This window comes from Rhodopirellula sp. JB055, assembly GCF_043100905.1.
In the GTDB taxonomy this organism is placed as follows: domain Bacteria; phylum Planctomycetota; class Planctomycetia; order Pirellulales; family Pirellulaceae; genus Rhodopirellula.
In genome coordinates this window covers 1-14,140 of the sequence record NZ_JBICHO010000357.1, presented here as the reverse complement: position 1 = coordinate 14,140, position 14,140 = coordinate 1, and the positions used below count along the sequence as shown (strand labels likewise).

Here is a 14,140-nt window from a genome sequence, read left to right as displayed (position 1 = left end):
GGTTGCCCCACTGAATGTCCGACGTGTTCACACCAACTCCTTGAGCCACAGGTGTTCCAGTAACGACCGAACGATCAAAACCACTAGCGCCATTGCGATCACCGGTGGAATCGTGATCGTGCCCCAATGCCAAGATTGAACTGCGAGTTCTCGATAACTGACATACTGATGTGTTTCAACCTCAGTCTTTTCCAACTGGTCGATCTCCCGATAAATCGCATCGAGCGAGTCGGTGTCGGTGGCTCGGAAGTACTTGCCCTCGGTGAGTTCCGCCACCTTTCGCAATGTCTCCTCATCGATATTCACCTCCATGTAATGCAACCGCTGGCGGCCGGTGAACGGATCGCGAACGGGCACCGGGGCCTTGCCCTTCGTCCCCACACCAATCGCGTAGATCTTGATCCCCATCGTCTCAGCCAACTCTGCCGCTTGGACCGGATCGAGTTGCCCGGCGGTGTTCTCGCCATCGGTCAACAAGATCAAGATCTTGCTCTTCACCTTGCGTTTCTGACGAGCATCCAATGCGTTCAGTTTTTCAACTGACAGTGCGATGGCGTCCCCGATCGCGGTCCCGTCCTCGTCCCTGCGATTGACGATTTGAGTTTGGTTCAACCGTGACACGACAAACGAATGATCCAGCGTGGGCGGTGTCTCCGCGTCGGCATAAGCCGCGAACGTGATCAATCCCACCAGGTCACTGAAGCGTCCCTCGAGATCCTCGCCACCCGTGATGAACTTGCTGGCCACATTTTTCACGGCAGTCAAACGGTCCACCGGTTCACCGGCGATTTCAAAGTCCATCGCCTGCATGCTGCCGCTGCGGTCGATCACCATCTCGATTGCGATCCCTTCGGTTTCCGAAACCGTTTGTTCGCGGCCTTCTCGCGGCCGCGCCAAAGCGACGACCAACAACGCATAAGCAATCAGCGTGAGCACCTTGGGCAACCACATCCAACGCTGGCGCAAACTAGGCGGAAGCTCATCCACCACGACGAGCGAACTGAACGGGACAGCGACCACGCCACGACGTCGCCACATCCACCACGCCAGCAGCGGAAGCAACGCCAGCAACCAAAGCGTGTGAGGCCAAGCAAAGTTCATGCATTCGCCTCCTGAGAGAATCGGGCTTGCAATGTTTCCAACTGGTCCATCCAGTCATTCGCTTGGTACAACCAAGCCCCCAATTCCGCGGAAGAGGCTGAGATCCCTGCGAAGGCGACTTCATCTGCTCGGGTAAGCATCGCCCGCAAGTTCTCCGAAACCGTTGGGTCAGTTTCCTGCAACCACCCCAAGGCGTCTTCTGATGTGACCGCCGATTCGCGTCCCATCATCGAGCCGATCCAGTCGCGAAAAATGCTTGACAGTTGACGACTGCAATCGTCCGCGGAAAGTCTTTGTTTTTGCCACTGCGTCCGCAGATCCGCCAAACGTCGTTGAGCCCAATCCGCGTCCGAGATCCCACGACGGGACCGCACCCGCAACAACACAACCGCTCCAGCGATCAGCACGCCAAGCAAACCAACCACCGCGACGGGCAACCACGAATCGGATGCTGTCTCTTGAACCGGCAACTCCATGGCACCTGCAATCGGCTCCGGCTTCATCGGATCCGCGGATTCCGCGAGCACACTTCGCACCTCGATCGCAACGGCCTCCGTCGCCAGCGAGCCAGCGTTTTCCCAATCGATGCCAACCTGCTCGGATCGGTTCTCGGACTGCCGCGGAAGCGTCTGCATCTCGACGCTGGGGATTTCGACCTCACCGGTTTGCAGGCTTTCCAGCGTCAACCGCACCCACCATCGGCGTGAACCAGTGTCCGCTGAACTTGCGTGCGGCAAATCCTCTCGGATCTCTTTAGCAGTGATCTCCCAGTCGCCCAGTGTTTCATTGAACTCAGGCAGCACGACTTGCAAATCGCCTGGCACGACGACTTCCAATTCCAATTCCAACGGTTCCGCAACCAGCGTTTCCGAGTCGGACACCCGAAGACTGAATGCAATCGGACCATCCGAGTGACGTTGAACGACTGCATCCGCATTCGCGGACGTCGCGACGACAACGCTGAACAGAATGGCGGCCCAGATTCCGAAACTTTGGATCACGTTCATCGACGATTCTCCCGTCCGTGAAAGTACCGACGCAGCGGATCGCCCAGGTCTTCTCCGGTTTGCAAATGCAGAGGTTCCATGCGGTAACGCCGAAACAGAGCGTCGCGCCGTTCGGCTTGCACCTGAACCAACAGTTCGTATTGCTGACGATGTTTGCGACTGGAGGTGTCGACCCAACGAACGCTTCCGGTTTCATTGTCACGCAGCGGAACCAAACCCACCGCGGGCATTTTCATTTCACGTTCATCGGTGACCACCACCGGAATGATGTCGTGTTTGCGAGCTGCCACGCGGAGCGACTTCTCATAGTCTTTCGATTGAAAGTCACTGATCAGGAACACCACAGTTCGTCGCTTCGCCGTTCGCTGCAGGTGTTCCAACGCCGAGCCAACATCGGTCCCGGTTCCACTGGCTGGATGCGTCAACAATTCACGTATCAATCGCAACACATGCCGCGATCCCTGACGAGGCGGCAGGCTCTTCTCCACCTGCTCGCTGAACAGTGTTAAACCAACCCGGTCATTGTTTTTGATCGCTGACATTGCCAGGGTCGCCCCCAACTCCGTCACCAATTCGCGTTTGGTTTGCGTCTGCGTTCCAAAGTCCAAAGACGCCGAACAATCCACGATCAACATCACTGCTAATTCGCGTTCTTCGCGAAACAATTTGACGAAGGGTGCGTCCTGCCGAGCGGTCACATTCCAATCGATCGTGCGAACATCGTCGCCGACTTGGTAGGGACGAACCTCTTCAAATTCGATGCCTCGTCCTTTGAAGGCCGAGTGCCAGGTCCCCGCCAACATTTCGTCGACACGGTGGCTGGTTCGAATCTGAATTCGACGAATCTTGCGAAGGATCTCGCTGGGAGTCATCGGTTACGGAGCCGGAATGTGATCGAGGATTTTCTGCACAATGGATTCGCTGGTCAGGTCTTCCGCCTCGGCTTCGTAAGTGACCATCACCCGATGCCGCAAGACATCCAACGCAATCGAACGCACGTCGGTTGGAAGCACATACGCTCGGCCGGCCAAGAACGCCGCCGCTCTGGCCGCGAGCGTCAAATTGATGGTGGCCCGCGGCGAACCGCCAAACTGAATCAGACCCTCCATCTGCAGCCCGTAGGCTTCGGGGCGGCGGGTCGCCATCACCAAATCAACGATGTATCCCTCCACCTTTTCGTCCAAATGAATTTCATCGATCAGCTCACGCGCCGCCAAGATTTCTTCTGGCGAAGCGACCGCAGAGACCTCTAACTTCGGTCCCGTTTTGCCCATTCGCCGAAGAATCTGAAGCTCTTCCTCGCGACTGGGGTAATCAACGATGACCTTCAACATGAAACGGTCCGTCTGAGCTTCTGGCAACGCGTACGTGCCCTCTTGCTCCACCGGGTTCTGCGTCGCCATCACTAAGAACGGTTCAGGCAGCGGAAAGGTTTCGCTGCCGATCGTGACCTGATGCTCTAGCATCGCCTCCAACAACGAACTCTGAACTTTCGCAGGAGCCAGGTTGATCTCGTCAGCCAGAACCAAGTTCGAAAAAATCGGCCCTTTTTGAACGACAAACGATTGATCTTGAGGACGGTAAACCTGGGTTCCGATCAAGTCCGCGGGCAACAGATCGGGTGTGAACTGTAAACGCTGAAACCCGGTGTTGATCGCCTTGGCCAAACTCGCCACCGCGGTGGTCTTGGCCAATCCCGGCACCCCCTCGATCAACAAATGGCCACCGGTCAGCAATCCGATCAGCATGCGGTCGACCAAGTGACTCTGCCCCACCAACACTTGATTGATTTGAGACACAATCTCTCGGAACGGACTGCTGGCATGAGCAATTTGTTCAGTCAGTTGTCGTTGTTGCTTGGCAGCTTCGGAAAGCTGCGTCTCTGGCACAGTCTCAGCGTGTTCGTTCAGTTCGTTCATCGAAACTTGCTTGGAAGGACAACATGAAGTGTGCCCGGCCGGCGATGACTCGCGACGTACTCGGGCATCCGATCCAAACGAAGATACCCATCTCGCCGGCTCGGTCCACAGCAGTACGCGGCGAGGCGGCGGTTGGTGCGGTCGGAACAGAGAGGCGATTTGGCTGCGACACCTCCTTTGGTCCACTGCCCCGGGAAGGACGCGGCATGGATCGCAGTTCATCAACGAAAATCGGCGGGCACCGAAGTCCCCGCCGAGATAAGTTCAAGCGTGCGTTCCCTGCCGCGTGCCGTTATTTGGGAGCGGACTTCAGAGGCAATGTCGGCTGAACACTTTCCAAGTCGGTCCAAAGAGTGCCTTCTCCGGCGTAGAACATTTTCAGATCCAGCGACATTGGCAATTGCTCGGCAAATTCCCATTTATTGAATGCACTGGGCGATCCAAACGCCTGCACCGCCAGCCGAAATTTATCGGCCGTGGCCTCCGCCGCCATTTGTTTCGCTTCTGCTGTGGCACGTCCCAGCAACACCGATCGCTGAGCTTCCAACTCAGCCGTTTCGCGGTCGATTTGCGCGATCAATCGCTCCGTCTCCGCGGCAATTTCTTTCGCTTTCTTTTCGCCTTCCGCCAAAACACCCGCACGCAATCGCTCAGTATCCACCTGAACGCGTTCGGCTTCCAAGTCAACCTTGCGTTCCGCCTCTCGCAGATTCGCCTCGATCCGAGCCGTCTTGGTTTCCTCATCCCGAGTCAGCTTCAATTCATCGCTGACGTATCCCTTCTGAATCGGTTCGCGAACGTTCTTGGGGATATAGATGTGTCGCACCAAGCCGTACAGCATCGAGATTTCTTTTTCCGAAAGCACGCTTTGGAAATCTTCACTGACGTCGGTTTGGAACTGCTCACGCGTTTCGCCAATCAACAACTCAATCGCTCCCATCTTGGAACCATTGTTTCGACAAATGCTTTCACTCTGAGGTTCAATGACCTTTTGCTCCACTGCGTCCAAGTTGCCAAACACACGAACAATTTGGGCAGCATTTTCTGGCATCACCCCCCAAATCGCTGAGAAGTCCAACTGAATGTCAAAACCATCGTTGCTGGGGAAGTTGATTCCCGTGTCGTGTGTCGCCAGTGGCTCACCATGCTCGTCATGCATTGGATTGCCTTGAGCGTCGACTTGCTTTTGAACTTCAATACTGGATTCGTTGTAGCCAACATTGATGATGTCGATTTGTTGCTCGTTGGGATTGACCGGATACAGACCAGGTTGCAACACCTTTGACTGAACCCCTTTTTCCAATCCAGCCTGTTCGTTGTTGGTTTGCAGCGTGACCACGCCAACGTATCCGGTCGGGATTTCAACCCAGCCACTGTTCTTCTCTTGGTTGCCGTATCGCTTCACCTCGCGTTTCACAATCTTGAATTCATAAGCGTATGGATTGGCGCGGTATCGGCCGGGACCAAAAACCTTTCGCAAGATGCCTCGCTGGGTCGCTTGATTGTCCCCGTCCAAATCACCATCAACGAGGAATTCGCCTTCCGGCAAGCTCTCGCCGACCTTGCAAGTCACCACACCGATCTCGCCAGGAAGAATCACCGTGTCCGGCACCACGTTTCGCTGCCAGTAAATCGGGTTGTAGAAGTGTCGGCCGGGTCCCTTCATCTTCGCGCGGACACCGACTTCGCCCTCCCCAGCCAATCGGTTGGGCTCGACTTCGGGCGCCGTCAAAACCAACGGCCCCTTGTATCGAAGCTGCAAACTATGCCCTTCGGGAACGTAGACTCGGCAAAAGAACCACAAGAACGCGAAGTACAAACCGCCCAGGATCCACAGACCGCTGAACGCCAAACCAATCCAAGATTTATGACGTCGAAGACTCATTCTGTTTCTCCTGATTGGGCTTGATTCGATTCAGTAGTCGCTTCAGCGGCCGGCAGAGTCCTTTCGTTGGACACCTCGCTGCTGAATTCATTGAAGATGTTCATTAGCGAGCTGTCGGCCGTGTTGACCATCATTTGCCGATAGCTCGGGGCCAGTTTGCGAAGAATCACCCAGCGGGCGTACTCATCACCGTCGCCGTTGTAGGCCTCGACCGATTTCTCCCACCCCGCAGCTTCCGCCTCATTTCCAAATCCGATGACTTCCGCTTCGGCCTTTCCTTGCGCCAAAATGGCTTCGGACTGGTCTTTGGCCGCGGCCAGCTCCACCTCCGCCACCTTCTTTCTTTGTTCGGCTTCGATCACCGCGACTTCTTGTTGCCGCATCGCTTCGGTGGTCAGCTTGATCACCTCTCGATCAACCTCGACCAACGCTTCCTTGCGTTTGACCATCTCTTGTTCGATTTTGAGTTGCTGCTCACTGGTTTGTTGCTCAATTTCTTTGACGTATTGCTGAGCTTGCTGGGTCGCGATTTGACGATCCCGCACCGGCGATGCGATTTGCTGTGGTGGTGAAATTCGTGTCACCAACGCCTGAATGATTTCGATGCCTTGCTGGCGACACGTTTCTCCCAACGTTTGTTGAAAGTCCTTTTGAAACGCCAGTCTCTTTTCGCCGAGGATGAAATCACGTCCCGAATTGTCACTCCCACGAAGACGACAAAACGAACGGGCGTTGGGCAAGATAATTTTTTCGATGATCTCTTCTTCCACCCGGGCATCGTATCCATCGTCGTTGCCGGAATCGTTGTAAGTCACAAAGACTTCCGCCGCTCGTTCTGGATCCACACGAAACTCGATCCGGCCATCCAAACGAACCCAAAATCCATCGCGGCTGGGGAATCCCATTTCGCCACCGTTGGAAAGGTTGAATCGTTGGCTCCGGCAATCAACCAAGTTCACGCGTTGCACATAGGGATTGATGTAGTAGACACCGGGGTCCAATGTTTTTTCTTGAACTCCGCGTCGGCCTTCTTCCACCAGCAATTGATTGGGGTCATCGGCAGGCGGAGCGGACAACAACGTCACCACGCCTTTGAAGCCCGCCGGAATCACGATGGGTTCATGCAGCTCCACCAACTCAATGAAATTGTCTCGGTAGCGAGGCACCGGTTCACCGGCTTCGTATACGATCGCGTTGAGTTGGTGACGGCCCGGACGAAGCACCTCGGCGGCAATCCCTTTTTGGTTGGGTTGGTAAGCAATCAAATTGCCGTATCCCAAATCATCGCCATAAAGACGAATGCGAACTCCCAACCGGTTCTCGGGAATTTCAACCTGCGGGACGATGTCCCATTCCCAGTTCCATGGGTTGTAAAAATACCGACCTTCCGTCAGCACCTTCTCTTGCAGTCCCTTGAATTCGCCAAACTCCGCTTCCGGAACAACCTCCGTCGAGTTTTCGATCTCCGCCCCTGTCTTGGACAGCAACACCGCGATGTGACCGCTTGGAACCTCGATTCGGCAAAAAGTGTAAAACCAAATTAGCGCCAACACCGAGACGGCGATCAGAGCCAGACCGGCGGTGCCGACCAACCCCTGCCTTAATAAACGACGCATCGCTGGTGAATTCAGCGGGGACGTGGAACTGGGGGAAGATCCCATAGGAAAACCTGAAACAGCGTGAACAAATGGCCAACCAGAGGGACCAGGCAGCCAAAAGCTAGCACGCAGGGCGCGCGTCACCCCGCCAGGTTGCAATTTGCCACCATCTTTTGCGGGCCGAACCAAATCCACGCTCCAGGTGCCCCACCTCCATCGAAAACAGGACGTTCTTCATCCAAAACAGGACGTTCTTGTCGCTCAATCCAACCGGCGCAGTGAAACTCACTTGACACAGACTCAAATCAGCCTATAGTTCGTGCGAAAGATGGGTGGTACAGGCATCGAAACGCTGATGCCGCAAATGTTCCCCTTTCCTCAGGCCCCCCAATGACTTGATGTGGTGCGAGGCCGGTTTCTCCTGCGTTGAGGTGTTTGCACCACGACTTGGATTAACCCTCGTGCAACTGACGTTACAGCGATTGGGTCGCCATTCGCAGACGGGCATGAAGTGAATCAGACTACATGACAGGTCAATGTTGTGTGTTTGATTGATTTTGAATCGCCTCGGTCGGTATTGTTTTACGGCGGGTCATGGACTCGCCCAACGGGAATCTCCCTACGGCAAGGAATTGCCTGTCGCGATGAGTTTGGCTCAAACGCAGTTTGATATTCAAGCAGTTTGACTCACAAGCAATGTCCAACGGTCGCGTTGTTGGTGTTACCGCAACCTTCGACGCATAAGACCTCGTATTTCAAACGCGGTTACTCTTGATTGGTTGCCAAAGCGAGTTGGTGCTTGGATGTCACCATGGGCTTCAGCCTCATGGTTCGGGTCGTCATCGATCTCTCCAAGCGTGACAAACCAAGTTGATCCCCCGGGATTCTGGTGAACGGCAACAGGAATAACAGATGGCGAAGAAAAAACGTGCCCCGCGCGGTCGAGGTGGTTTTGGTTCCCAAAATGGCGGTCAGGGCCAAGGCCAAGGTGGCGGCGGTGGTGGCAAATCACGTTCACGACGTCGGCGTCGCGGTGGCGGCGGAGGCGGAAACGGTGGTGGCAATAATGGCGAACCAGCCGATTTCGTCAGCGATGCACCGCTCGAAGAGTGGGATGGCATCCTGGAGCTGCACCCCAATGGCTACGGCTTTCTTCGCAGCCCCAAAAACAATTATTCCCGCGAACGCACCGATCCATTTGTGCCCGGCACAATGATCGAGAAATTTGGGCTTCGGCAAGGCCTGATGCTCAAAACCATGGTGCAGCAAGCCAAGCGACAACAAGGCCCACGGGTCCGGGAAATCCTGGATGTCGATGGCATGTCGCCAGACTCCTATGCCGAAGTCGCGAATTTTGATGACCTGACCCCCATCAACCCCGAGCAATCACTGAAGCTCGAACACGGCAAAATGCCGCTGACCAACCGAGTCATCGACCTGCTGGCCCCCCTCGGCAAAGGCCAACGTGCTTTGATTGTCGCTCCGCCACGCAGTGGAAAAACGATCATGCTGCAACACATCGCGGAGGGCATCTCAACGAACCATCCTGAATTGACGATGATGGTCCTGCTGATCGACGAACGCCCCGAAGAAGTCACCGACATGCGTCGCAGCATCAAGGGTGGGGAAGTCATTGCCAGCAGCTTGGACATGGACATTGAAAGCCACGTTCGACTCAGCCAACTGGTCATCGACCGCGCCAAACGCCTGGCCGAAATGGGACAAGACGTCTTCTTGATGCTTGACTCCATCACCCGACTGGCTCGGGCATTCAACAAATGGGTCGGCAAATCTGGCCGTGGCGGTGCGACCGGAACCGGTGGCTTGGACATCCGAGCCATGGACGTCCCCAAGAAACTCTTCGCCACCGCCCGTGCATTCCAAGAAGGTGGTTCGCTCACCATCGTGGGCACCTGCTTGGTCGACACAAATTCGCGAATGGACGATGCCATCTTCCAAGAGTTCAAAGGAACCGGGAACATGGAAGTCGTCCTGGATCGTCGCCTGGCCGACCGCCGCGTCTATCCCGCGATCGACATCTCACAGTCCGGCACCCGCCGCGAAGAACTGCTGCTCGACGAGGAAACCTACGAAACCGTTTCCATGCTGCGACGCACGCTCAGCGAAATGCACCCCGTCGATGCGATGGAACAACTGACCAAACAACTTGGCCGGTTCGACGACAACGAAGGCTTTCTGAAACTGATCTCAGGCGCGAAACTTGCCTGATCAGGCACGGTTGCCAAAAACAAGCGGATCAACCAAACTGCTGATCTGCCGAGGAGGATAAGCGAATTGGTGAGCGGCCTCACTGGAACTGAGGTACCCCGCAAGGGGCTGCGGGTTCGAGTCCCGTGTCCTCCGCTGAACTGAAAAAGCCCCGTCATAACATGGTTTTGACGGGGCTTTTTTCATGTCCAGACCCAGCCCTGCCGGCCGCCAGCCGCGCTCACCAAAATCCCCCACCCATCCCCAAAATTGTGCCCTTCTGCCATGACCATTCTATCCGGATAGGAAATCTCCCCCCGTGAACCGATCCACCGAACCCCAAGAACCGCTGATCCCCTACTTCGGGGTCTTCGATCTTTTCAAAATTGGGATTGGCCCCTCCAGCTCCCACTCCGTGGGCCCAATGCGAGCCGCGGAAGCGTTCCTCGACGAACTGCGCGACTCGGACCTTTTGCAGCACGTCAAACGCGTCCAAATCGACCTCTACGGTTCGCTTGCCCTAACAGGACTCGGTCACCAAACCGATGCCGCCTTGCTGATGGGACTGCAAGGCGAAACCCCCGACCAAATCGACACCGACACGGTCGCAACCAAAGTCGCCGCCATTCGCGAATCGCAACGACTCACGCTCGCGGGCGAACACCCGATTTCCTTTCGCGAAACAACAGACCTCGTCATGAACCGGCGGACCGTGAAAGGCATGCATCCCAACACGATGCATTTCTCTGCCTTCACCGATACCAGCCCAGACTCCCCCGCTGTCGAAGCCACGTTTCTCTCCATCGGCGGTGGCTTCATCCATCGCGAAGGCCGGACCGGAATGGCACAAGAGAAATGCTCCTCCGAAGTCCCCTACCCGTTCACGTCCGCGAACGAACTGCTGCAGCACTGCGAACAACACCAAATTTCAATCAATGAACTGGCACTCGCAAACGAACGGACGTTTCGATCCCACGAAGAGATCCAAGCAGGCCTTCAACGCATCTGGACTGTGATGCAAGAGTGCGTTGAAAAGGGCTGCCACACGGAAGGCATCCTGCCCGGCGGCTTGAACGTGGAACGACGCGCCCCCGCGCTCTATCAATCACTGACCCAGCGCACCGAACCGATGGATCGGGATCCACTCTGCGTGATGGACTGGGTCGATTTGTATGCGTTGGCGGTCAACGAAGAAAATGCAGCGGGCGGACGCATCGTCACCGCACCAACCAATGGCGCAGCGGGAATCATTCCCGCGGTGCTGCATTACCTCCAACGTTTCTGCCCGAATGTCACGGACGAGACCATCGAGCGGTTCTTGCTGACCGCCGCCGTGATCGGATCGCTCTACAAACGCAACGCTTCGATTTCGGGCGCCGAGGTGGGGTGCCAAGGCGAAGTCGGCGTGGCGTGCTCGATGGCCGCGGGAGCCCTCACGGATGCTCTCGGTGGCACACCCCACCAAGTCGAAGAAGCTGCCGAGATCGGCATGGAACACAACCTTGGACTGACCTGCGATCCAATCAAAGGACTCGTCCAAGTCCCCTGCATCGAACGCAATGCCATGGGCGCGGTCAAAGCGATCAACGCCAGTCGACTCGCTCTTCGCGGCGACGGCAAACACTTTGTGTCCCTGGACCGTGTGATCCGTGTCATGAAACGGACCGGCGCCGACATGTCCGCCCGATACAAAGAAACCTCCCGCGGGGGCTTGGCCGTCAACATTAGCGAATGCTGACCTAAACGCTCCTCCAGTCGAAACAGGTCACGACAAAACGTCAAATAACACAACCACGCTTTGCCATTTACCCACACCGCCCCTGGGTAGGCTCTTTATACTGACCTTCAAATTCAATCCCCGCAGTGAACTTGATGGTAAAGGACACCCCATTCGATGAGCGATGGCAAAGTGAAAATGGCAATGGTCGGCTTGGGCTTCGGGTCGGAGTTCATTTCGATCTATCAAGCTCATCCGGACGCTGACGTCGTGGCCATTTGCCGACGCAACGAAACCGAGCTGAACAAGACAGGCGACCAGTTTGGCATCGAAAGTCGCTACACCGACTACGACGCGGTGCTGGCCGATCCCGAAGTTCAGTGCGTGCACATCAACAGCCCCATCGCGGATCACGCTTGGATGTCACTGAAGGCACTCGATGCCGGCAAGCATGTGATGTGCACCGTCCCGATGGCAACGACCATCGAAGAGTGCCAACAAATCTGTGACAAAGTCAAAGAGACCGGGTTGAAATACATGATGGCCGAAACGGTCGTCTACAGCCGGGAATTCTTGTTCATCAAAGACATGTACGAAAAAGGCGACCTGGGAAAGATCCAGCACCTCGCTGCCTCTCACCCTCAAGACATGGACGGATGGCCGAGCTACTGGGAAGAGATGATCCCGATGCATTACGCGACGCACGTCGTCAGCCCTTGCCTGGGCCTGACCAACGCGCTTGCAGAATCGGTCAGTTGCTTTGGCTCCGGCACCGTTCGCGAAGACATTGCGAAAAAGTCAGGCAGCCCTTTCGCAGTGGAAAGCTGCCACATCAAACTCAAGGACAGCGACATCACCGCTCATATCTGGCGATTCCTTTATGACGTTGCCCGCCAATACCGCGAGAGCTTTGATGTCTACGGAACCAAACGCAGTTTTGAGTGGACGTTGATCGAAGACGAACCTCATGTTCTGCACACCGCCAAGAAACCCGAAAACGAGATCCCGGAAAAGATCGAAATCCCTGACTTCGCCCACCTGTTGCCGGAACCGATCCGACGCTTCACTCTGCCAGCGGAAATCCACGATTCCGAACACCTGTCGTTCGTGCAGGGAGGTGGCCACGGCGGATCCCATCCGCACATGGTGCATGAATTCATTTCCGCTGTGAAAGAAGATCGTGATCCTTGGCCCAACGCGCCGACCGCTGCGAACTGGACCTGCACCGGTTTGTGCGCCCACCAATCTGCCATGAAGGGTGGCGAATTGGTCCGCCTTCCCGACTTCAACTGAACTGACTCGCTGTCACGCCTCTACTTCAAGTCCACGCGAATCACGATCGGCAAGTGATCACTGGCGAAACGCCCGGACTCCGTTCGCGGGTCCAGCGTCTTGTACTCCTGCACAGCGACACGGTCGCTGACCAGCACGTGGTCGATCCGCCGGTCTGGCTGAATCGCCTTGAACCCATTCCAGGTCCCCGTCGGACCGGTGGGCTTTCCGACGACCATATCGCGAGCGTCTAGCAACGGAACTCGCTTTCCAGCCTGCAGCGCTTCCAACGGCGCGGACTCGGAATCCGCATTGAAATCGCCCATCACGATCACCGGCAAATTCTCCGCTCGCTGATCCACTTCCTCCGCGACCAAACGTCCCGATTCTTCACGTGCCTTGGCGCCTCGATGGTCAAAGTGCGAATTGATCACCAAGAACTCAGCACGGTCCGATTTTCGACGCAGCACCATCCAGGTCATCGTGCGAGGCAGCGCCGCGTCCCAACCTTTGGAACCCACCTCGGACGGTGTCTCCGACAACCACAACGTACCATGGCCCATCGCTTCGAACCGATCGTGACGATACCCGATGGGCGCGAACTCACCGCCCTCTTTCCCGTCATCTCGCCCCACTCCGTACCAAGTCCACTCCGGCGTGCCTTCTTGGATCTCGTGCAGTTGCGTCACCGTGACTTCCTGCAGTCCAGCAACGTCAGCCGACGCAATGGTCTCAATCACCTTCGAACGCCGCATCGACCACAGATCAAGCCGATCGTGGGAATTCAAGTAGCGGATGTTGTAAGTCATCACATGGAACGGTTCCTTGGCAAACGCTGCCCCTGATCCGACACCATGAAACAACACCACACCCAAGAGGAGTGCCAACCAGCCAGCAACGCTGGTCCCCAAAGTGAATTGTTTCCCAGTCATTTCATTTCTCCAGCGACCAAGGCAACACCTTGGAATCATTGACGAATGGAACTTAAAACAGTGTGCAGCGTTCATGGGGCATCGGGACGCACGCCGCAGTAGCTGACAACCATGCCCAATTGATCCGCCACCGACGCCTTGGTTTTCATGGCGATGTCCGCCTCTTCCGCCGAGTTCGCATAGGCGACTTGAATGTGGTTGGCTTTGTGTCGAGCCATCATTTCATCTCGCGAAACCCCGTGCAAAACCGCGTGCATGATCGGCCACTGAGGCGTCGTCGAATCCCAACGTCGCTGCGTCTCTTCGGCTGGCAACTCGATCACCGTTGCTCGCCCCAAATCCATGTGCAGCCGATCGTCGGCAATGAAAATTCGTGACCAAACCACTTCGCCGGGTTTGGAGACTCCTCGAACGGTGCTTCCGCCGGAAGGAAAGTACATCGGAGGTTGGCGGAACCCTTCCGCGTCGGCCCAACCGTTTGCAAAGTGAGAGGCTGGCACA

The 14,140-nt window shown here is 56.1% G+C and carries 10 protein-coding genes, 1 tRNA gene and 1 pseudogene; 4 read left to right on the top strand and 8 right to left on the bottom strand.

Features of this window, described 5'->3' with window-relative positions; all coding sequences use genetic code 11:
- Positions 1 to 27 precede the first annotated feature (27 nt).
- The 6 genes from ACF8AM_RS14225 to ACF8AM_RS14200 all read right to left on the bottom strand — a co-directional run bounded on the left by ACF8AM_RS14225 (position 28) and on the right by ACF8AM_RS14200 (position 7,528).
- A complete protein-coding gene (locus tag ACF8AM_RS14225; RefSeq protein ID WP_392556268.1) occupies positions 28 to 1,101 on the bottom strand; it encodes a VWA domain-containing protein in 1,074 nt (357 codons plus the stop codon).
- Positions 1,098 to 2,108 carry a hypothetical protein gene (locus tag ACF8AM_RS14220; RefSeq protein WP_392556267.1) on the bottom strand — a complete coding sequence of 337 codons (1,011 nt, stop codon included), beginning with the start codon at positions 2,106 to 2,108 and terminating at the stop codon, positions 1,098 to 1,100. Before ACF8AM_RS14220 ends, ACF8AM_RS14225 begins: the two co-directional genes overlap by 4 nt.
- Entirely contained in the window at positions 2,105 to 2,980 is an 876-nt protein-coding gene (locus ACF8AM_RS14215; RefSeq protein WP_392556266.1) for a DUF58 domain-containing protein, read from the bottom strand. Before ACF8AM_RS14215 ends, ACF8AM_RS14220 begins: the two co-directional genes overlap by 4 nt.
- Before the next feature lie 3 nt (positions 2,981 to 2,983).
- Complete coding sequence (locus tag ACF8AM_RS14210) at positions 2,984 to 4,027, bottom strand: AAA family ATPase (protein WP_392556265.1); 1,044 nt, start codon at positions 4,025 to 4,027, stop codon at positions 2,984 to 2,986.
- A gap of 292 nt (positions 4,028 to 4,319) precedes the next feature.
- Positions 4,320 to 5,912: an SPFH domain-containing protein gene (locus tag ACF8AM_RS14205; RefSeq protein WP_392556264.1), complete on the bottom strand. Its 1,593-nt coding sequence runs from the start codon at positions 5,910 to 5,912 to the stop codon at positions 4,320 to 4,322.
- On the bottom strand, positions 5,909 to 7,528 hold the full coding sequence (locus tag ACF8AM_RS14200; protein WP_392556263.1) for an SPFH domain-containing protein: 1,620 nt from the start codon (positions 7,526 to 7,528) through the stop codon (positions 5,909 to 5,911). The genes ACF8AM_RS14205 and ACF8AM_RS14200 overlap by 4 nt, the downstream gene beginning before the upstream one ends.
- Positions 7,529 to 8,422: 894 nt before the next feature.
- On the opposite strand from ACF8AM_RS14200, the gene rho reads away from it, so the two are divergent.
- The 4 genes from rho (at position 8,423) to ACF8AM_RS14180 (ending at position 12,728) form a co-directional block, all read left to right on the top strand.
- The gene (gene rho / locus ACF8AM_RS14195; protein ID WP_392556262.1) at positions 8,423 to 9,739 is read left to right on the top strand and encodes a transcription termination factor Rho; all 1,317 of its coding nucleotides are present in this window, start codon (positions 8,423 to 8,425) and stop codon (positions 9,737 to 9,739) included.
- Between the two features lie 52 nt (positions 9,740 to 9,791).
- Positions 9,792 to 9,874: transfer RNA gene (locus ACF8AM_RS14190), tRNA-Ser, on the top strand.
- 163 nt (positions 9,875 to 10,037) lie between these two features.
- A complete protein-coding gene (locus tag ACF8AM_RS14185; RefSeq protein ID WP_392556261.1) occupies positions 10,038 to 11,456 on the top strand; it encodes an L-serine ammonia-lyase in 1,419 nt (472 codons plus the stop codon).
- A 156-nt stretch (positions 11,457 to 11,612) separates the two neighbouring features.
- Positions 11,613 to 12,728, top strand: a complete 1,116-nt coding sequence (locus tag ACF8AM_RS14180) for a Gfo/Idh/MocA family protein (protein WP_392556260.1) — start codon at positions 11,613 to 11,615, stop codon at positions 12,726 to 12,728.
- 20 nt (positions 12,729 to 12,748) lie between these two features.
- On the opposite strand, the gene ACF8AM_RS14175 is transcribed toward ACF8AM_RS14180, so the two are convergent.
- Together ACF8AM_RS14175 and ACF8AM_RS14170 are read right to left on the bottom strand one after the other, a co-directional pair.
- Positions 12,749 to 13,639 carry an endonuclease/exonuclease/phosphatase family protein gene (locus ACF8AM_RS14175; RefSeq protein ID WP_392556259.1) on the bottom strand — a complete coding sequence of 297 codons (891 nt, stop codon included), beginning with the start codon at positions 13,637 to 13,639 and terminating at the stop codon, positions 12,749 to 12,751.
- Between the two features lie 71 nt (positions 13,640 to 13,710).
- A pseudogene (locus ACF8AM_RS14170) lies at positions 13,711 to 14,140 on the bottom strand (fucose isomerase); the annotation flags it as partial.